The organism is Pontibacter sp. LHS2, assembly GCF_058932845.1.
In genome coordinates this window covers 429,814-448,883 of the sequence record NZ_JBZYWG010000004.1, presented here as the reverse complement: position 1 = coordinate 448,883, position 19,070 = coordinate 429,814, and the positions used below count along the sequence as shown (strand labels likewise).

Here is a 19,070-nt window from a genome sequence, read left to right as displayed (position 1 = left end):
TCTTTTTTTGAACCTACGGCATGAGTCTGCGCTACTACATCTTTCTGAAAGACGTACTGTTGCTCGCCCTGACGGCCTTTGGCGGTCCGCAGGCGCATGTTGCTATGATGTTTCGGCTGCTGGTGCAAAAGCGCCGCTACCTGACCGAGCAAGAGCTGATCGAGCTTAACGCCCTGTGTCAGATTCTGCCTGGCCCTACCTCTACCCAAACTCTAACAGCTATAGGTTATCGTATTGGCGGCCCTAATCTGGCTTACTTGACGCTACTGGTATGGCTGCTGCCAGCCTCCAGCATCATGGCAGCTGCTGCGATAGGTATATCCTATTTGCAGGAGAATAACATTTCACTTCAATTTCTGCGCTTTATACAACCCATGGCGGTAGGCTTCGTTGCGTATGCGGCCTATGCGATCAGTATCAAAGTAGTTAATACCAAGCTGGCCATCGGTATCATGGTAGTGTCAGGTATATTGGCCTACTTTTTTCACTCTCCCTGGGTATATCCGTTGTTGCTGCTGGCAGGAGGAGCTATCACGGCGCTCCGCTTCAGACAGCACCCACAGGAAAAGGATAAGAAACTACACATTCAGTGGGCGAACTTTGTACTTTATGTAGGTGTGCTGATCACGGCAGCTGTGCTGGGTGGAGCAACGTCGTCACTCCCCATCAGGCTGTTTGAGAACTTTTACCGAAATGGAAGCCTGGTATTTGGCGGCGGTCAGGTACTGATTCCCCTTATGTTCACCGAGTTTGTTGACTTTAAGCAATACTTATCAGCGGAAGAGTTTCTGTCCGGTTTTGCCATTGTACAAGCCCTTCCCGGACCGGTCTTTTCATTCTGCTCTTTTATTGGCAACCTGGCTATGCGCGAGCATGGTGTGTGGGGGCAATTACTCGGCTCACTGGTTGCCACAGTTGGCATTTTCCTACCCGGCACTTTCCTAATCTTCTTTGTGATTCGCTTTTGGGATGACCTCAAGAAATACAGAGTTGTGCGGGCTTCGCTGGAAGGTATAAGTGCTGTTAGTTCAGGTATGGTAGTAGCTGCGGCCGTTATGCTCTATCGCCCTATTGATAATACTCCCCTTAACTTTGGAATTGTAGTGGCCACCTTTTGCCTACTTCTCTTCACCCGTATACCTGCGCCTATTCTCATTCTAGTGGGTTTTGCTCTGGGCTTTATTTTCTAGCAGCGCCATACCTAAATATAAGCTGCGCTGTACCTCATATCAGGCTCTATTTAAGTAAAAAGCTGCCCATGCATTTGCACAGGCAGCTTTATGATTTAAGTTGAGTTTTGTGTATACCTACCGAAATGCCTTTTCTTTCATGATGCGGAGCAGGTACTCGCCGTATCCGCTTTTGCGGAGGGGCTCTGCTATTTCGCGCAGCTGCTGGTCGTTGATGAAGCCCATGCGCCAGGCCACCTCCTCGATACAGCCCACTTTGAGGCCCTGCCGCTCCTCGATCACCTGCACAAACGTGGCCGCCTGCATCAGCGACTGGATGGTGCCCGTGTCGAGCCAGGCCGTGCCCCTGTTGAGCACCCCCACCTTCAGCTTGCCCCTGCGCAAATACTCGCGGTTGACATCGGTGATCTCGTACTCGCCCCGCGGGCTCGGTTCGAGCGCCTTGGCGATTGCGACAACGTCATTGTCGTAGAAGTACAAACCCGGCACGGCGTAGTTTGACTTTGGTACATTTGGCTTCTCCTCAATCGAGACGGCCTTCCCGCTTTCGTCGAACTCAACTACCCCGTAGCGCTCCGGGTCCTGGACGTGGTAGGCGTACACCACGCCCCCGTCCGGGTCGGCGTTGGCCTGCAAGAGGCGGCTCATGCCCGCCCCGTAGAAGATGTTGTCACCCAGCACCAGGGCCACCTTGTCCTCCCCGATGAACTCCTCACCCAGCACGAAGGCCTGCGCCAGCCCGTTGGGCACCTCCTGCACCTGGTAGCTGAACTTGCAGCCGATTCTTGAACCATCCCCGAGCAGGCGCTCGAACATGGGCAGGTCATGCGGCGTGGAGATGATCAGAATCTCCCGGATGCCGGCCAGCATCAGTGTCGAGAGCGGGTAGTAGATCATGGGCTTGTCATAGACGGGCATGAGCTGCTTGCTCACGGCCAGCGTCAAGGGGTGCAGGCGGGTGCCGGAGCCTCCGGCCAGGATGATGCCTTTCATTTGTCTTCAGTCAGTTTCTGTGTTTGATTCCCGGGCAGTCTCTGTACGCAAGGCCGCCCGTGCAAAGGTAATAAAATCCCCGGCAATGGCTCTTCGCCTTGCCGGGCAGGCCTTAAAAACTCTGCCTGTACTCGGCGAAGGTCGCGCTCTCGCGGTCCTTCCCTGAGACGATCAGCTCGGCCGGGTCCAGGCACCAGTCGATCGAGAGCTCCGGGTCGGCGTAGTGGATGCTGCCCTCCGACTCCTTGCGGTAGTAGTTGTCGCACTTGTAGAAGAACTCGGCCTGCTCGCTCAGTACCACGAAGCCGTGGGCGAAGCCGCGCGGGAGGAAGAGCTGCAGTTTGTTCTCGGCGCTGAGCACCACTGAGAAGTGCCGCCCGAAGGTCGCCGACTCCGGCCGGATGTCCACGGCCACGTCGAGCACCTCCCCTTTCAGCACCCGCACCAGCTTGGCCTGGGCGTGCTCTGCGCGCTGGAAGTGCAGTCCCCGCAGCACGCCGCGGGTAGAATACGATTGGTTGTCCTGCACAAAGCGCACGGTGCGGCCTGCCAGGGCGTTGAACCTGTCCTCGTTGAAGCTCTCGTAGAAGTAGCCTCGCTCGTCTGAGAAAACCGCCGGCTCAAGCAGCAGGCAGTCCCCCAGGTATCTCTCTATTAATTTCATCTGTATGCTGTTCCTCTCCTATCTCTCCCCGTACTGCTGGGCGTAGTACTGCTGGTAGTGGCCTGATGTCACCTCCTCCAGCCAGCTCTCGTTTTGCAGGTACCAGTCCACGGTCTTGCGCAGGCCCTGCTCGAAGGTCACCGAGGGCTCCCAGCCCAGCTCCTCCATCAGCTTGGAGGAGTCGATGGCGTAGCGGGCGTCGTGGCCGGCCCGGTCCTTGACAAAGGTGATCAGCTTCCGCGACTCTCCCTGAGCTCTGCCCAGCTTCTCGTCCATCACATCGCAGAGCAGCTCTACAAGATCCAGGTTGCGCCACTCGTTCACGCCCCCCACGTTGTAGGTCTCCCCCACCGCTCCCCGGTGGAAGATGGCGTCGATGGCCCGCGCGTGGTCCTTGACGTAGAGCCAGTCGCGCACGTTCTCGCCCCTGCCGTACACAGGCACGGGCCTTGAGGCCTTGATGTTGTGGATGGCCAGCGGTATCAGCTTCTCGGGGAAGTGGTGGGGGCCGTAGTTGTTGGAGCAGTTGCTGAGCTTGACCGGCAGCCCGTAGGTGTGGTGCCAGGCGCGCACGAAGTGGTCCGAGGCGGCCTTGGAGGCCGAGTAGGGCGAGCGCGGATCGTAGGCGGTCTCTTCGGTGAAGAGCCCCTCGGCGCCCAGCGAGCCATACACCTCGTCGGTGGAGACGTGGTAGAAGAGCCTGCCTTCAAAGTCCCCCGCCCAAGCCCTGCGGCAGGCCTCCAAAAGGTTCACCGTGCCCATCACGTTGGTCTGCACGAAGGCCATGGGCCCGGCAATCGAGCGGTCCACGTGCGACTCGGCCGCCAAGTGCACCACCGCCTCGAACTTGTGCTCGGCGAAGATCTGCTCCAGGAAGGCCGCGTCCGTGATGTCGCCGCGCAGAAAGGTGTAGTTCTCTCTCGACTCCACATCGGCAAGGTTGGCAAGGTTGCCCGCGTAGGTCAAAGCGTCGAGGTTGAAGATGTTGTACTGCGGGTAGGTCTCCACGAAAAGCCGCACCACGTGCGAGCCGATAAAGCCCGCTCCGCCAGTAATAAGTAAGTTCATATTGTTAAGGTTATTCTGATGTGTTCTTTAAATGCATTTGCCAGTCCCAGGCGCTTTTCATAGCTTCTTCCAGGGTACTGGTCGTTTTAAAGCCTAATTCTTCAATAGCTTTGGTTACGTCGGCATATATTTTCGGCACGTCACCCGGACGACGAGGACCGATCTTGTAATTCAATTTTTCGCCAGTGGCATGCTCAAAAGCCTGCACTGCCTCTAGCACCGTGTTGCCTGTGCCTGTGCCTACATTAAAAAACTCGATATGATCAGCCTTGTCAGACAAGAGCCTTTCAATCGCCACGACATGCGCCTTAGCTAGGTCTACCACATGCACGTAATCGCGGATGCAGGTACCGTCTGTGGTATCATAATCATTACCGAAAATAGTAAGCTCCTGGCGTATTCCTGCAGCTGTTTGGGTAATGAAAGGCACCAGATTGTTTGGAACACCCAATGGAAGTTCGCCTATCTTAGCAGTGGGGTGCGCTCCAATCGGATTGAAGTAGCGCAGGGCAATGGTATACATATCGCTGCCGCTTGTTGCCAAGTCTGATAAAATTTCTTCGCAGATCTTCTTGGTATTGCCGTATGGTGAGGTAGGTTTCTGTACAGGTGTTTGTTCAGTAACCGGGAGCTGTTCAGGTATTCCGTATACTGTGCAGGATGAGGAAAATACCAGCTTATTTACCTTGAACTCTTTCATTACTTGTAAAATGGCTACCAGTGACCCCACATTGTTGTGGTAGTACTTAAGCGGCTCTTCCACAGACTCGCCTACAGCTTTGTATGCGGCGAAATGAATGACACCGGCTATACCTGTTTCATTTTCAAACACCTTACGAAGCGCCTCCATATCAGTACAGTCGATGCGGTGACAGGTCACGTCGCGGCCCACTATATCGGCTATGCCTTGCAGGGAACGCTCTTCGGTATTAGAAAAGTTATCGATGATGACAGGTTCGTAACCTGCCTCTATCAATTCTACCACGGTATGGGATCCAATGTAGCCCGCCCCTCCGGTTACTAGTATTTTCTTCATGCGATTTGTTTTCAAGCTTATGAGTAAGCTTTCCTGTTTTGTAGCCGCTACCGACGAACTACAGATTAACAATATATAAATTTTAGTTGACCGCTGTCAGAGCAGTGATCACTTCCTAGGTATGCGATAAACACTTCAGATTGGTTTCTAGCACCTTCACCTATAGCTTAAGCGCTAGACCACAACTATTCCCGTTTCTACAAGCTGATTTGCTTCAAAACGGGTTAGCACAAAAATATAATATTAAAATGTATTTATTGACATAAGCATCACGACTTGGGTCGCTGAGAGAGAAAGATGCCTGAGCGTTACACTTAAAGCTCACCCTTCACGATTCTGTCCTTCCCGAAAAGATCCTGCACTACCTGCGCCTGTGTAAATCCTGCCTTTAGCAGCAGAGCATGCACTTCCTCGCCATACTTCTCATTTATTTCAAAGTATAGCCGGCCTCCTTTTTTGAGAAGCTCTGCTCCTATTTCAGCAATGCGCCTGTAATACTTCAGCGGGTCTTCGTCAGACACAAACAGTGCCAGGTGGGGCTCAAACTCCAGTACATTGGCTCGCATTAAGGCTTTCTCCTGCTCCTTTACATAGGGCGGATTGCTGGTAATAATATCTAAGGAATGGGAGGCTATACCCAGGAGCGGCTCAAATACGTCCTGCTGCAACCAGGCCACCGGCAGTTTCAGTTGACGGGCATTGGCGCGGGCCACTTTCAGTGCGCCTTCCGAAACCTCCAGTCCATACACCTTATGAACTTGTAAATTAGCGGCCAGTGCCAAAGGGATACAGCCACTGCCTGTGCAGATGTCGAGCACCTGCAAGCTGCTACGGCATTGGTGCTCGCGCACTACCAAATCTACCAGTTCCTCCGTTTCGGGACGAGGTATCAGCACGCGTTCATCTACCTGCAAGTCTAGACCATAAAAATGGGCTGTGCCGAGCACATACTGCACTGGCTCATGTAGCTGCAAACGTTCTACAGCCTGCTTTATCTGCGCTTCCTGAGTTTCACTGACTTCCTCCTGCTGTGCCAGGCTCAACTGCATCCGGCTTTTCTGCAGCACATGCTCCAGTACCAGCTGCGCCATGGCACCAGCCTCTGGTTCAGGATAGGCATGCTGTATGCTTTCACGGATGTATTTTGCTGTTTGCTGTATGGTGGCCACAGGTATAGGTTTTGTGTGATTTTAGGTACCTTTGCAAAAGTAAAGTTTTATTGCGTATAAGTCACGAATGTTAAATCAAGTCGCTCCTGGGGCGTATAGTTTTATCGTTCTGAATCTTAAACTCTCTAATACCTAAACTCTTAAACTTGTCTGACGAAATCTACATGCGACGTGCGCTGGAACTGGCCAAACTGGGCAGCGGCTATACCTATCCCAACCCCATGGTGGGCTGCGTGGTGGTGCACGAAGGACGCATTATTGGGGAGGGCTGGCATCGTAAGTTTGGAGGCCCACATGCCGAAGTCAATGCTATAGCTAGTATACAAGACAAAAGCTTGTTGCCTAAAAGCCGGGTATACGTGACGCTGGAACCTTGCTCGCATTTTGGCAAAACTCCGCCTTGTGCCGACCTGCTGATTAGCAGCGGTGTGCGCGATGTGGTCATCTGCAACACCGATCCGAACCCCAAAGTAGCAGGACGTGGCATCAAGAAACTGTTTGATGCGGGAGCACAGGTAAAAGTGGGCGTATTGGAAAGTGAAGGGCTGGAGCTCAACAAGCGCTTCTTTACTTTCCATACCCAAAAGCGTCCTTACATTCTGCTGAAATGGGCAGAGTCGGCAGATGGATTTATTAGCGGACCCAACAACCAGCAGGTACAGATCAGTGGCCCCTTATCGCGAAGGCTGGTGCATAAGTGGCGTTCCGAAGAGCAGGCAATCATGGTGGGCAGCCACACGGCAGCCTGCGACAACCCTCGACTCGACACCCGTTTCTGGCCCGGCCACAGTCCGCTGCGTGTGGTCATTGACCGCAAACTGCAACTACCCGACCATCTATACCTGTTTGACAAGAGTCTGCCGACCGTTGTGTATACCTACAAACAGCTGGAACAGCAGCACGAGAATCTGCAATATGTGCAACTCCACGAAGACAAGCCGTTGCTGCCACAGCTATTGCAAGACTTGCACCAGCGCCAGGTATTATCGCTGCTTGTAGAAGGCGGCACTTACCTGCTCAAAAGTCTGTTGAAGGAAAACCTGTGGGACGAAGCTATCTGTTTTAAGAGCCAGACCCGTGTGTTGCGTGATGGCACTCCGGCTCCAGGTATGGCACAGGGACAGCTGCTCGAAATGCAGTCCGCGGGTTCCGACAGACTATTGCATTACCGAAACAGTATTTCAGAACTTAACTTATAAACCCTGCGCCGGGGCGCTATACTGCTTACCAGGTATAGATTTCCTCCGTTGCACACTTATACTTATACAATCCCTATTATGGCTGAATCACTAATTGTAGACCAGAACCTAAGCAAAGAAGAAAAATACAAAGCCCTTGTTCCTCAGATCGAGGCATTGGTAACCGGCGAAACCGATCTGATTGCGAACCTCTCCAACATGATGGCCGCCCTGCGTCAGGGTATGGGCTTCTTTTGGGTAGGCGTATATTTCAACAAAGAGGGACAACTCGTATTGGGTCCTTTCCAGGGGCCGGTGGCTTGTACCCGTATACCTTATCACAAAGGTGTGTGCGGTGCCTGCTATACCCGCCGCGAAACTATCTTGGTACCTGACGTAGAGGCTTTCCCGGGCCATATTGCCTGTAGCAGCGACTCTAAGTCAGAGATTGTGATACCGGTTATTAAAGACGGTGAGGTAAAGCTGGTGCTGGACGTGGACAGCGACAAGCTCAATGATTTTGATGAAGTGGACCAGAAATATCTGGAGCAGCTGATGAAGCTGGTGGAGAGCTGGTATTAGGCCTTTTGCTGCGCAGCTTCAGTTTCCGGTTGTACTCCGCGCCCCTATACCTAACACCGTAAACGTCATGGGAAATCAATTTAATCTGTCATCCCGACAGTATGGAGAATCCTAGGTCATTTTCGGCCTCCGCCGTATCTCAGATTTCTCCCGAAGGTCGAAATGACACAAATAATTATTTGGATGGCACTGCCCCTATACCTCCCCATCATATCGGAAAGGTATAGGGGCTTTTTTACAACCTCACCCGCATACCCAGCGCCAGATTGAAAATCTTGCCCGGACCCAGGTAGCGGGGATTCTGAATATACGAGATCAGGTACTCTGCACTTGTGCCTACTTCATAATACACCCCAACCCGTTGCAGTTTATCTACACGTGAAAAGTCTGCCTGGCCGCCCAGGTATAAGTAGAGGCGCATCGCCGTCGGAAAGCCGTAATAGCCTTTGGGATACTTGTCATGGTGCTCAAAGATAAAATACTCTTTCCCAAAGGTATGGCTTAGTTGCAGACCGGTGCGCAGTGGTTGCCAATCCAGCGACTTGATGGGTAATGGCTTGAAAGGGATAAATGTAGTTTTCAGGGCAGCCGTCCAAATATGATCTCCGCCGATTCGCTCTGGCAGATAGCCTATGAACAAGTCTGTTTCCAACTTGTCACGAAAGAAACTGCGCCCAATGCCTGCCGACACAAACCCGATACTACCTGCATACTGCACCTTGGCATGATACGGTGAAAATGCTCTTTCCTGGCTATTAGCGGCGTGAGGGCTTAACAAGAGCAGCAGGCCTGCAAGGTATAGTATAAAGTACCGCTTCATATCAGTAAGCAACTCTTTGGTAACTATACCCTCCTACCCATACCTTGAGGTATGTGAATTCACGTTGTTTCACAGTCGATGTAGCCAGGTATAGCACTGAATCATCGTAGCGAAAATCGGCTCTGAAGTTATGAATGTGCCCGTGCAGACTCAACTGCACACGCTCACTGTCTTTCAGCGTTTGATGGAAGGCGCTCTCTAAATTAGAGTCAAAATCAGCATCGTAGGGAGGTATGTGTGACACTGTGATAGCCTGCTCCCATTTATCATTTTCCTGCCTCAGTAGTTGCCTGCCCAGCCAATCTATATCAGGTACTTTGCCATTGTAATTGTGCTCAAGGCTATTGGTGTCTAAAAACACAAAGCGGGTATGACCATAGTCGAAGGCATAGTTAAAGTCACCGTACATCTGCTGGTATACCTTGCGCCCATTAGCCAGCATATCGTGGTTTCCGATCACAGTCAGGTATGGCCATTGCAGTCGTTTCATGATATCCTGAATCCACCGAAACTCCTGCGACATACCAAAGTCAGAAATATCGCCCTGATGGATAACGAAATCGATGTGAGGGAAGGTATTGGCTTTGTCAACGAAGGCACTGGCCGCGTCATAGAAGCGCTGGGTATCACCCATCAAGAGCAGGTGCAGTGTATCACCGGGATGTTGGTTTTGCATTCGCTCCAGGTTGCGTGCGGTAAGGTTGCGCTCATCTTCATTTAGTATGATCTGATTCGGATGGTATTCAAACAGTTCATCGCAAGAGGCCAGCAAACCTAGGCTCAGTATTAGTAGTAGGTAGTAGGTATGTTTCATAGTCGCCTCAGGCGGCACAGTTATTCTCTAATCTGCTAACGCTAGATACAGGAGAATGTTAGTGTACAGCTAATGGCACGAAGACGATCAATACTGCTATAGCGCTACGTCTGTAGCTTTTAAAGGAGTGGAATTGGCTATTTAAGAAGAATAGTATAAGTTGTTTAAAAGTAGAAAGGCCAGCCTAGTATTGATCCTAGACTGGCCTTTTCATACCTTTTGTAAGGTATAGGAATGGTTTAAAAGCTTATCCGAAGAATGTCGGCGTTTCGGTTTTGAGCTGGGCAATGACGGTTTGGCCGCCTTTGGTCTTTTGTCCAAGCTCCACTTTCACCTCGGTGTCCAGTGGCAGGAAGATGTCGACGCGTGAACCGAATTTGATGAAGCCGAACTCCTCGCCCTGGCTTACTTCGTCGCCTTCGTTCACATACCACACAATACGACGGGCCATCGCCCCGGCAATCTGGCGGAATAGCACCTCAGGACCAGCGGTAGACTCTACCACTACCGTCGTGCGCTCGTTTTGCGTGCTTGACTTCGGGTGCCATGCTACAAAGTAGTTACCCGGATGATACTTGAAGTAACTCACAATGCCTGAAACCGGGTTACGGGTGATGTGCACGTTGATCGGTGACATGAAGATGGAGATCTGCTTGCGCTTGTCCTTAAAATATTCCGTCTCCTTTACCTCCTCGATCACAACCACCTTACCGTCGGCGGGTGCCACGATCAGGTCTTCGTGCAATAACAGGTTGCGGTATGGGCTGCGGAAAAACTGCAGGATGAGCAGGAACAGAACAACTGAAACACCGGAGAAAATCTTGTTGAAGGTATTGTTATCTGCGTTGAAATTGTAGAGCAACAGGTTGAGTACCAGCAAAATCAGCAATGTAAAAAATAAAATCCTTCTTCCTTCCTTATGAATTTTCATCCGTGAAAACTAAATGCTACAGGTCTTATATAACTTATAATAGCCCATCCAGTTTCGTAGATGGGCTATTATCTGCTTCAAAAATATATAAACTTTCGTTTATTTTAATAAAAATCTTTGTTTAGAATCCGCCGCGATACTTGTAGGTCATGGCTACTTTGTCGATTGCCACGATGTAGGCCGCGATTCTCATCGGTACATTATATTTCTGCGAGGCAGCATACACACGCTCAAATGACTCGTTCATGATGCGCTCGGCACGTGTGTTTACACGCTCCAGCGTCCACTTAAAGCCCATGCGGTTCTGCACCCACTCAAAGTATGACACGGTCACACCACCAGAGTTAGCCAGGATATCCGGTACCACCATGATGCCTTTTTCGTTGATGATGTTGTCCGCCTTGTAAGAAGTAGGACCATTAGCACCTTCCACGATCAGGCGTGCCTGAATCTGGTCTACGTTCTTGATCGTGATCACATCCTCAACAGCAGCTGGCACCAGCACGTCCACTTTCGCGATAAGCAGCTCGTCGTTGCTTATCTTCTCAGCGTTCTTGTAGCCTTCCAGGCGACCGTTGTTGTTGTTCTTATATTCAATCGCTTCTTCGATGTCGATGCCGTTGTCGTTCCAGTAAGCGCCGCTTACGTCACTCACACCCAGTATCTTCACACCACGCTCGGCCATTAGCTTAGCAGCCCAGGCACCTACGTTACCGAAGCCCTGCACTACTGCCGTAGACTTGCTTGGGTCCATGCCCAGCTTCTCCATAGCAGCCATCGCCGATACCATCACACCACGGCCAGTAGCCTCTACGCGGCCCAATGAACCACCAAGTACCAATGGCTTGCCAGTAACTACAGCGTGTACCGTTGATCCTTTGGTTTTAGAGTATTCGTCCATCAGCCACGCCATCTCGCGTGGGCCTGTGCCCATGTCCGGAGCAGGTATATCCTGGTCAGGACCGAATATATCGATCAAAGCCTGGGTATAGGCTCTTGTCAGACGCTCCATCTCACCAGCAGACATTGCGTAAGGGTCGCAAATGATACCACCTTTAGCACCACCGTAAGGGATGTCTACCACGGCACACTTCCAGGTCATCCAGGCAGCCAGGGCCTTCACCTCATCCAGGAACACGTCCGGAGCGAAACGGATACCACCTTTTGATGGACCAAGGATTGTAGAGTGAATAACGCGGTAACCTTCAAACACACGCACTTTGCCGTCGTCCATCGTTACAGGCACGTTCACGATTACCTGACGCGTTGGAGTCTTAAGGACATTGTAAACCTCCTCATCCAGCCCAAGTACCTCTGCCGCGATGTTGAAACGCGACATCATCGATTCGAAAGGATTTTCTCTATCCTTGATCGGTGCAGGCTCTTTGTATAACATCATTTTAATCTTTTGAATTAATCAGTGATTAACAATTATGGCGGTAAAGTTATGTAAATATTATTTACACATACCTACACCTTAATCAACAATAATTTAGAAAGTTTTAAGGAATGCGACGATAAACGGAATGGCCAATATCAGGCTGTCGAAGCGGTCCAGAATGCCGCCGTGCCCGGGTAGCAGCGTACCCGAATCTTTTACGCCCAGGCTGCGCTTGAGCAAAGACTCCACCAGGTCGCCTAGCACACCAAAAACTGATACTATAATAGCTACGCCTATCCACTGGTAGAGTTCCAGATCCTGAAAGAACATGGAGAGTCCCCAACCAACCAGCACCGTCAGGATGGTGCCGCCTACCCAGCCCTCCCAGGTCTTGCCCGGAGAGATACGCTCAAACAGCTTGTTCCTGCCGAAGTTTTTACCGGCAATATAGGCTCCCGTATCAGATGACCAGATCAGCAGCATCAGCCCCAGAATAGGCTGCCAGCTGTATTCGCCCTGCAGGTAACCCAATAGTTGGAACAGTGAAAAAGGCACGGCGATGTAGAGTACGCCCAACAAGGTGAAAGCGATATTGGTGAAAGGCTGCGGCTCTTTGCGGTACAGTTCCAGCACAAACATGAAGAATAATGCAGGTAGCACCAGGTATAGCAGCTCGGCCGGCATGTACTCTTTATCAATCAGGAAAACAGCGATGAAGATGCCAGCCGCCAGCAGGGTGCCATATACCTTGTTGGCTTTTATACCTGCCGTACCCGCCAGTCTGTAAAACTCTAACGTGCCCAGCACGGTGAGCCCCAGGAACAGGATGAAGAAGGTCCACTCGCTGAAGATGATACCTCCGATAAAGAGAGCCGCCCCTAATACTCCTACAATCAGGCGTTGCTGTAAATTACTAAGGGCAGATAGCTTGGTGCTCATGCGTAACAGGTTACCGGCAGCATCAGCCGGGTGGTTCGTCTTGAATTATTGGTTCTGCCGCTCTTCTGCAGCCTCTGCTATACTTTCAGGGCGTGTGGGCGTCAGCATAAATTGTTTGTAAAGGTAATAGATTAGCGCAGCACTCAGTACCGCCGATATCAAAATAGCCACAATCGGCATAGGCTCCGTTGACTCGACATTAAAGTCGATAGCGCCTGTCTGCTGCAGGTATAGCAAGAATACTGTGAAGCCGTTGTTGAAGAAGTGCGCCACAATCGGCACCCAAATGTTGCCCGACCACAGGTATAGGTACCCGAATAAGGCGCCCAGTAGCACACGCGGCACAAAACCAAAAAACTGCACATGTATAGCCGAGAAAACAATGGCAGCCACCCATACGGCAACATGCGCATTGCCGGACCAGCGGTGCAACTGGCGCTGCAGCACCCCCCGGAACACCAATTCCTCGCCAATGGCAGGTATAACGGCAATGACTAAAAGGCCTGCCAGCAGCCGTGGCAGCGTACCGAAGTTAGCGATCAGTTTGGTTAGCTCCGCCAGTTCATCTTCCTTAGCCCTGGCCCACTCCTCAAACCCCTTCATAAAGTCAGGCAGGCTGAGCTCGGCGTTCCAGTTGATGATAAGTGAGTTGGCAGGCATGATGAAAACTATCAGGAATCCCGTAAGCAGGAGCAATGTAGGTATAGGCAGCAGTTTCCAGTTCAGGTAGTGGCCGATGTTCACCTTCATAAAGCGCAGCATAATCAGCGGACCCAATACAAAAGAACAGAACTGCACGAAGCCCTGAAAGACCAGCAGTGCGTCCGCACCCTTTGGGTTCTCAGCCGGATTTGCCAGCAGATTGGTGATGTCCAGCACTTCTATTCCCATAAGCGGACTCATGGCTATAAACAGAATAGAAGCCACAAAATAGCCCAACAGCATAAACCCCAGGAGTAGCAACAGGACAAAAAACGGGTGCCTGCCTTCGGAGATGAAACCTTTCATAGAGAAGATTAGGTTTAATTGACGTAAATTTACGTGAAATTTTAACTTTTGCTTTGGTAAAGATAGCGAACATAGAACTGGGCGAGTTTCCGCTGCTGCTGGCGCCGATGGAAGACGTGAGCGATCCGCCTTTCAGAAAAGTATGCAAGGCCAACGGTGCAGACCTGATGTATACCGAGTTCATCTCTTCTGAAGGTTTGATACGTGACGCTGCCAAAAGTGTGCAAAAACTTGACATTTTTGACTACGAGCGCCCTATCGGCATCCAGATATTTGGCTCCGACATCGACTCGATGCGCGAAGCTGCCATCGTTTCGGCGCAGGCCGGTCCTGACCTGATCGACATCAACTACGGCTGCCCTGTGAAGAACGTGGCCTGTAAGGGTGCTGGCGCCGCACTGCTGCGCGACGTGCCCAAGATGGTGAAGATGACAGAGACGATCGTCAAGGCCGTTGATCTGCCCGTGACCGTGAAAACGCGTCTGGGTTGGGACGAGAACACTAAATACATTGTAGAGACTGCCGAACGACTGCAGGACATCGGCATCAAAGCTTTGAGTATACATGGCCGCACCCGCGTGCAAATGTACAAAGGCGAAGCTGACTGGAGCCTGATTGCGGAGGTGAAGAACAACCCGCGCATGCACATTCCCATATTCGGCAATGGCGACATCGACTCTCCGCAAAAAGCGCTGGAGTACAAAAACAGGTATGGCGTGGATGGCATCATGATCGGACGCGCTTCCATAGGGCACCCGTGGATCTTCAATGAGATCAAGCATTACATGGCAACCGGCGAGATACTACCGGGACCAACCTTGGAAGAGCGAGTAGAAGTTTGCCGCCAGCACTTCACACATTCACTGGAGTGGAAAGGCGACAAGCTGGGCATTTTTGAGATGCGCCGCCATTACACCAATTATTTCCGTGGCCTGCCGCACTTCAAGCCGCTGCGTATGAAACTGGTGCAGTCCGAAGACATCCAGGAAATCTACGACACACTGGACGAGATCGCCCAGACGATGGCGTACGAAGAGGCGTTGTGAGTTGAAAAATTAAAAAGTTAGAAAGTTTTAAGGTGTTGGAGGTTCAGCATATGTGTTGAGACTTCAACTCCTTTTATATTTGCAGATGGTTTGAAAGAGCCCTTCGTACCTCGGATAACTTTCTAACTTTCTAACCTCTAAACTTTCTAACTATCAAAACCTCTCTCGCTCCCGCACAGGAGAAAACAGGAGCGCCGCCTTTAGCTTGGTTCCTGCTTATTATACTGGCCCTGATATGGGGTACATCCTTTATCCTGATCAAGAAAGGCCTGGTCGTGTTCAGCTCCAACGAACTGGGTGCCATCCGGATCGCTATCGCCTTTCTGACGCTTTCCCCTTTTGCCATCAAGCATCTCCGGCAGGTAGAGCCTTACCGTTGGAAGTATCTGCTAGGGAGTGGTCTGCTGGGCAATTTGTTCCCGGCTTTTCTGTTCGCTTATGCTGAAACGCAGCTGGCCAGTGGCTTGGCCGGTGTGCTCAACTCACTTACGGCCCTATTCACATTGCTGGTAGGAGCCATGTTTTTTCAGCAGGCTATCACCTGGATGCGCATGTTGGGCATTATCATAGGTATAGCGGGCACAGCCATCCTTATCTTCTCGGGCGGCGACACCAACATGGACAATACGTTCTATGGCATCTACATTGTGATCGCCACGATTTGCTACGGTGGCAGCGTGAACATTATCAAGCACCGACTGCAGGGCATGAAACCGCTTGTAATGTCCAGTATGGCGCTGCTGACGGTTGGGCCGGTGGCGATTGCTTATATGTTCACCACGGACGTGGTGCCAAAGCTACAGAGCACGCCGGGAGCCTGGGAGGCTTTCATGTATATTGCTATCCTGGCTGTTTTCAGCACGGCAGTAGGTCTGGTGCTTTTCAATAAGCTGATCCACATGAGTACTACGCTTTTTGCCAGCTCGTCTACTTACCTGATTCCTATTGTGGCGCTTATGTGGGGCGTTTTGGATGGGGAGGTCATTCACTTATGGCACTATGTGGGTATGATCATTATTTTGGCTGGTGTATTTATTGTGAACAGAGCCAGGTAAATTACTACAGCTTCAGAAGTTTATACCTTACTCAACAGCCTCTGCCATACGAATGCAGAGGCTGTTTTATTTTATACAGGCAGGGTTTGCTAATATCAGAATTTTCTAATCTCTTAATAATTTGCTTACTTAAGGGTTTACAAGAACCGACCCTACAACCACATGAGGTTATTCCAGACCCTTTTGAGTCTTGCACTGCTGATGCTTCTATCCTTTCATGCAACAGCACAGGAAGACAGCACAGAGTTAGCCATTGAAGAATTTAAACTGCAAGCCGTTAACGACACGGCTTTCACTTTGCGTACCACCAACGAATCAGGCAACCTGGTCAAGTATAGCGGCCCATTGCCTATGCGCATCAACGGTAACCTGCTAGACGTCAGCTTTACAGAAGGTGAGGCCCGCTTTTCGTTGCCAACTAAGGCAAACCTGATACAGGTGAGCGCCAATGTGGGTACCCATACCGTTGCTCGCCTATACCGCCTCGACGCCGAAGCCGAGCACGGGGTGCGACGCTTCCCGATGTGGCTCTCTATTCTGCCGCCTCTTATTGCCATTATCCTGGCCCTTATCTTCAGGGAAGTATTGCTGGCCTTGTTTGCCGGTATTTGGGTAGGTGGTTTTGTTATCTATGGCATGTCAGTCAAGGCTTTCTTCACAGGCCTGCTTGCTGTAGCCGACACCTACCTGGTCAGCGCTATGACCGACACAGACCACATTGCCGTGATCCTGTTTTCGATGTTGATCGGTGGCATGGTCGCGATCATTTCTAAAAACGGAGGTATGGCAGGAGTTGTAAATAAACTCTCCCGCTATGCCCGCTCAGCCCGGAGCTCACAGCTGGTGACCTGGGCTTTGGGTATTGCGATCTTCTTCGATGACTACGCCAACACCCTGATCGTGGGCAACACCATGCGCCCTGTAACGGATAAGCACCGCATCTCCCGCGAAAAACTCGCTTACATTGTGGATAGTACTGCTGCCCCTGTAGCTGCTATCGCTTTTGTGACAACTTGGGTGGGGGCTGAGCTGGGTTATATTAAGGATGCCGCCACGACTTTAGGTATAGAAGAAGGTGCCTATTCGCTTTTCTTCCACTCGCTGGAGTACGCCTATTACCCGGTCCTGACATTGGTATTTATGTTTATGCTGATCTGGATGAACCGCGACTATGGTCTGATGCACAAAGCCGAGGAGCGAGCCCGCACCACTGGCGCTGTGAGCAACCACCGCCCCGACAGCCGCGGCGACGCCCGCCAACAGCAGGAAATGGCCGAGTTCGAACCCATCGACCCTGATCGTAGCCGGGCTTTCAATGCGCTTATACCTGTGCTGGTAGTTATTTTCGGCACTATGATTGGCCTGCTTTATACAGGGTACAACCCTGATACCTGGGCGGACAATAGTATTGGCTTCTTTCGCAAACTCTCCATCACGATTGGTGACTCCAATTCTTACACGGCACTGATCTGGGCCTCCTTGTCAGGAGTAGTCGTAGCCATTGCACTTACAGTGGGCCAGCGCATTATGAGTTTATATGAAACCATGGAGTCCTTGGTGACGGGATTCAAGACCATGCTGCCAGCTATGCTTATACTGGTGCTGGCCTGGTCGCTGGCACAGGTAACCAAAGAGCTCTATACCGCTGAGTACCTGACTTCACTCTTTTCAGGGAATGTATCACCGCGCTGGCTTCCTGAGATTACCTTCTTCCTGGCTGCCATCATCGCATTTTCAACAGGGTCGAGCTGGGGCACTATGGCGATCCTATACCCGCTGATGCTGCCTGCCGCATGGTATGTAAGCCAGCAGCATGGCATGAGCGTTGAGGAGACTATGCCGATTATGTACAATGTGATTTCGGTGGTGCTGGCAGGAGCCGTATTCGGTGACCATTGCTCCCCTATTTCTGATACGACCATTCTCAGTTCCCTGGCCTCGGGCTGCAACCACATCGACCACGTAAAAACACAGCTGCCTTATGCTGTTACAGTGGCATTGGTGGCTAACCTGGTGTGTACTTCGCTCTCTAGCTGGGGAGTGCACTGGCTCCTGGTATATATTATAGGAGCGGTTATACTATGGGGCATTATCAAGTTATTTGGCAAGAAAAACGAACAAGAGCCTGTTTTAGCTGGAGCCACAACCTAAGTCACATTGGTCTTACCTAGGCACAAAGAAGGCTACCTGATTGGGTAGCCTTCTTTGTTTTCAGCTGTTGAAGCTAAAAATCCAATCGATAGAAGTCATGCACCACAGTGCGAGCGCCATAGCTTTCTTTGTAGCTCGCCAAACCCTCGTTCAGGTATAGCCCTTGCTGCTCTGTAGAGATGCCAAAACTGAAATACTTTTTGTGCGGGTATACTTGGTTTATCAGGTGGTCAATCAGCACATAAGCAGCACCTTGCTCCTGTGCTCGGTCGCTTGCACCAATATATTGGCAATGAGCCACGGTAGCAGTTTCGTAAACCAGAGCACCAGTTAGCAGCTCCCTCTCCTGCTTTATGGCGTAAAGGCTGATGTTATTAGGGAATAATTGTGCTAGCCTCTCTACTTCGGCTGCTGTATGCACAGGCTGCAACTTGTGCCTGCTTTCAAGCTGTGTAGCTACCAACTGCATAAAATCCGCATAATCTCCTGAGCACTTCACTTCCCATTCATGGTCTTTGCACTGGGACAGGCGCCAGCGTCGGTCTTTGCTATACCTGACAGGCTGCCCTAAGTCAATCACAGAGTTTATATCCCGGCGGTATAAAGTAGCGCCATACCGGAACAGGGTATACAGGTCTTCCTCGGCTGGCAGTTGGTGGTAGAAGTGGGGTGTGACTTTATAATAAAGCGACTTGAACCGCTGTTCCCGGCTATACCTGATCAAAGCGTCAAACACCAGCAGCATCAGCGGGCTCTTCATCTTCAGACCACTTACCATCCCCCCGTAACTTAAGCCGGCATGTGAATGCAGGTCATCCTCCATGCGGTTAGCGGGCATCACCGCCACCAGTTTATCTTTATAATAGAACAGGAGCGAATGGTCTTCGAACCGGTCGGCGTGGTATTCCATGTAGTCGCGCATAAACAGGAACGTGCCATTTTTGGAGGCTTTGATGAAAGCGTCCCACTCCGGCTTATACCTATCGCTATACCTGATTACCGTTACCATTACTACTTGACAAAGCTCTTCTTGATTGATGATATT

The 19,070-nt window shown here is 51.1% G+C and carries 18 protein-coding genes; 6 read left to right on the top strand and 12 right to left on the bottom strand.

Translation table 11 applies throughout. The annotated features are described in order from the left end of the window. Positions 1-20 precede the first annotated feature (20 nt). Positions 21-1,190 carry a chromate efflux transporter gene (chrA, locus tag AC5FX6_RS19880; RefSeq protein WP_493598703.1) on the top strand — a complete coding sequence of 390 codons (1,170 nt, stop codon included), beginning with the start codon at positions 21-23 and terminating at the stop codon, positions 1,188-1,190. A 117-nt stretch (positions 1,191-1,307) separates the two neighbouring features. On the opposite strand, the gene rfbA is transcribed toward chrA, so the two are convergent. The 5 genes from rfbA to prmC form a co-directional block, all read right to left on the bottom strand. Beyond that, complete coding sequence (rfbA, locus tag AC5FX6_RS19875) at positions 1,308-2,183, bottom strand: glucose-1-phosphate thymidylyltransferase RfbA (RefSeq protein WP_493598702.1); 876 nt, start codon at positions 2,181-2,183, stop codon at positions 1,308-1,310. Between the two features lie 112 nt (positions 2,184-2,295). Continuing rightward, on the bottom strand, positions 2,296-2,847 hold the full coding sequence (gene rfbC / locus AC5FX6_RS19870; protein ID WP_493598701.1) for a dTDP-4-dehydrorhamnose 3,5-epimerase: 552 nt from the start codon (positions 2,845-2,847) through the stop codon (positions 2,296-2,298). An 18-nt stretch (positions 2,848-2,865) separates the two neighbouring features. Further along, entirely contained in the window at positions 2,866-3,915 is a 1,050-nt protein-coding gene (gene rfbB / locus AC5FX6_RS19865) for a dTDP-glucose 4,6-dehydratase (RefSeq protein ID WP_493598700.1), read from the bottom strand. A gap of 10 nt (positions 3,916-3,925) precedes the next feature. Then, on the bottom strand, positions 3,926-4,951 hold the full coding sequence (galE, locus tag AC5FX6_RS19860) for a UDP-glucose 4-epimerase GalE (protein WP_493598699.1): 1,026 nt from the start codon (positions 4,949-4,951) through the stop codon (positions 3,926-3,928). A 314-nt stretch (positions 4,952-5,265) separates the two neighbouring features. Then, positions 5,266-6,120, bottom strand: coding sequence for a peptide chain release factor N(5)-glutamine methyltransferase (prmC, locus tag AC5FX6_RS19855; protein ID WP_493598698.1), 855 nt, complete (start codon positions 6,118-6,120; stop codon positions 5,266-5,268). Between the two features lie 146 nt (positions 6,121-6,266). Here prmC and ribD point away from each other — a divergent pair, with 146 nt between their 5' ends. Further along, positions 6,267-7,319, top strand: coding sequence for a bifunctional diaminohydroxyphosphoribosylaminopyrimidine deaminase/5-amino-6-(5-phosphoribosylamino)uracil reductase RibD (gene ribD, locus AC5FX6_RS19850; protein WP_493598697.1), 1,053 nt, complete (start codon positions 6,267-6,269; stop codon positions 7,317-7,319). A gap of 78 nt (positions 7,320-7,397) precedes the next feature. Further along, the gene (locus tag AC5FX6_RS19845; RefSeq protein ID WP_116545075.1) at positions 7,398-7,880 is read left to right on the top strand and encodes a GAF domain-containing protein; all 483 of its coding nucleotides are present in this window, start codon (positions 7,398-7,400) and stop codon (positions 7,878-7,880) included. A gap of 235 nt (positions 7,881-8,115) precedes the next feature. Here AC5FX6_RS19845 and AC5FX6_RS19840 read toward each other — a convergent pair whose 3' ends face one another. The 6 genes from AC5FX6_RS19840 to AC5FX6_RS19815 all read right to left on the bottom strand — a co-directional run bounded on the left by AC5FX6_RS19840 (position 8,116) and on the right by AC5FX6_RS19815 (position 13,773). Then, positions 8,116-8,700 carry a hypothetical protein gene (locus AC5FX6_RS19840; protein WP_493598696.1) on the bottom strand — a complete coding sequence of 195 codons (585 nt, stop codon included), beginning with the start codon at positions 8,698-8,700 and terminating at the stop codon, positions 8,116-8,118. Between the two features lies 1 nt (position 8,701). Then, positions 8,702-9,514, bottom strand: coding sequence for a metallophosphoesterase family protein (locus tag AC5FX6_RS19835; RefSeq protein ID WP_493598695.1), 813 nt, complete (start codon positions 9,512-9,514; stop codon positions 8,702-8,704). Positions 9,515-9,761: 247 nt separating this feature from the next. Continuing rightward, positions 9,762-10,445, bottom strand: coding sequence for a phosphatidylserine decarboxylase family protein (locus tag AC5FX6_RS19830; protein WP_493598694.1), 684 nt, complete (start codon positions 10,443-10,445; stop codon positions 9,762-9,764). Between the two features lie 121 nt (positions 10,446-10,566). Next, the gene (locus tag AC5FX6_RS19825) at positions 10,567-11,841 is read right to left on the bottom strand and encodes a Glu/Leu/Phe/Val family dehydrogenase (protein ID WP_493598763.1); all 1,275 of its coding nucleotides are present in this window, start codon (positions 11,839-11,841) and stop codon (positions 10,567-10,569) included. A 96-nt stretch (positions 11,842-11,937) separates the two neighbouring features. Next, a complete protein-coding gene (locus tag AC5FX6_RS19820) occupies positions 11,938-12,765 on the bottom strand; it encodes a phosphatidate cytidylyltransferase (protein ID WP_493598693.1) in 828 nt (275 codons plus the stop codon). 45 nt (positions 12,766-12,810) lie between these two features. After that, complete coding sequence (locus AC5FX6_RS19815; protein ID WP_493598692.1) at positions 12,811-13,773, bottom strand: CPBP family intramembrane glutamic endopeptidase; 963 nt, start codon at positions 13,771-13,773, stop codon at positions 12,811-12,813. Between the two features lie 53 nt (positions 13,774-13,826). Between AC5FX6_RS19815 and dusB the strand changes: the two genes are divergently transcribed. The 3 genes from dusB to AC5FX6_RS19800 all read left to right on the top strand — a co-directional run bounded on the left by dusB (position 13,827) and on the right by AC5FX6_RS19800 (position 18,025). Then, positions 13,827-14,819: a tRNA dihydrouridine synthase DusB gene (gene dusB, locus AC5FX6_RS19810; protein ID WP_493598691.1), complete on the top strand. Its 993-nt coding sequence runs from the start codon at positions 13,827-13,829 to the stop codon at positions 14,817-14,819. Positions 14,820-14,971: 152 nt separating this feature from the next. Continuing rightward, positions 14,972-15,874 (top strand): DMT family transporter, encoded by a 903-nt coding sequence (locus AC5FX6_RS19805; protein ID WP_493598762.1) that lies wholly within the window; start codon positions 14,972-14,974, stop codon positions 15,872-15,874. Between the two features lie 162 nt (positions 15,875-16,036). Next, positions 16,037-18,025: a Na+/H+ antiporter NhaC family protein gene (locus AC5FX6_RS19800; protein WP_493598690.1), complete on the top strand. Its 1,989-nt coding sequence runs from the start codon at positions 16,037-16,039 to the stop codon at positions 18,023-18,025. A gap of 73 nt (positions 18,026-18,098) precedes the next feature. Here AC5FX6_RS19800 and AC5FX6_RS19795 read toward each other — a convergent pair whose 3' ends face one another. Next, entirely contained in the window at positions 18,099-19,034 is a 936-nt protein-coding gene (locus tag AC5FX6_RS19795; RefSeq protein WP_493598689.1) for a GNAT family N-acetyltransferase, read from the bottom strand. Between the last annotated feature and the right edge of the window lie 36 nt (positions 19,035-19,070).

Excerpts from the sequence above, each read along its gene's own strand:
- AC5FX6_RS19800 (WP_493598690.1), top strand. The coding sequence starts at position 16,037 with ATGAGGTTATTCCAGACCCTTTTGAGTCTTGCACTGCTGATGCTTCTA.
- chrA (WP_493598703.1), top strand. The coding sequence starts at position 21 with ATGAGTCTGCGCTACTACATCTTTCTGAAAGACGTACTGTTGCTCGCC.
- AC5FX6_RS19820 (WP_493598693.1), bottom strand. The coding sequence starts at position 12,765 with ATGAGCACCAAGCTATCTGCCCTTAGTAATTTACAGCAACGCCTGATT.
- AC5FX6_RS19840 (WP_493598696.1), bottom strand. The coding sequence starts at position 8,700 with ATGAAGCGGTACTTTATACTATACCTTGCAGGCCTGCTGCTCTTGTTA.
- AC5FX6_RS19795 (WP_493598689.1), bottom strand. The coding sequence starts at position 19,034 with ATGGTAACGGTAATCAGGTATAGCGATAGGTATAAGCCGGAGTGGGAC.
- AC5FX6_RS19815 (WP_493598692.1), bottom strand. The coding sequence starts at position 13,773 with ATGAAAGGTTTCATCTCCGAAGGCAGGCACCCGTTTTTTGTCCTGTTG.
- AC5FX6_RS19825 (WP_493598763.1), bottom strand. The coding sequence starts at position 11,841 with ATGTTATACAAAGAGCCTGCACCGATCAAGGATAGAGAAAATCCTTTC.
- AC5FX6_RS19845 (WP_116545075.1), top strand. The coding sequence starts at position 7,398 with ATGGCTGAATCACTAATTGTAGACCAGAACCTAAGCAAAGAAGAAAAA.
- AC5FX6_RS19830 (WP_493598694.1), bottom strand. The coding sequence starts at position 10,445 with ATGAAAATTCATAAGGAAGGAAGAAGGATTTTATTTTTTACATTGCTG.
- rfbA (WP_493598702.1), bottom strand. The coding sequence starts at position 2,183 with ATGAAAGGCATCATCCTGGCCGGAGGCTCCGGCACCCGCCTGCACCCC.
- rfbC (WP_493598701.1), bottom strand. The coding sequence starts at position 2,847 with ATGAAATTAATAGAGAGATACCTGGGGGACTGCCTGCTGCTTGAGCCG.
- AC5FX6_RS19835 (WP_493598695.1), bottom strand. The coding sequence starts at position 9,514 with ATGAAACATACCTACTACCTACTACTAATACTGAGCCTAGGTTTGCTG.
- galE (WP_493598699.1), bottom strand. The coding sequence starts at position 4,951 with ATGAAGAAAATACTAGTAACCGGAGGGGCGGGCTACATTGGATCCCAT.
- rfbB (WP_493598700.1), bottom strand. The coding sequence starts at position 3,915 with ATGAACTTACTTATTACTGGCGGAGCGGGCTTTATCGGCTCGCACGTG.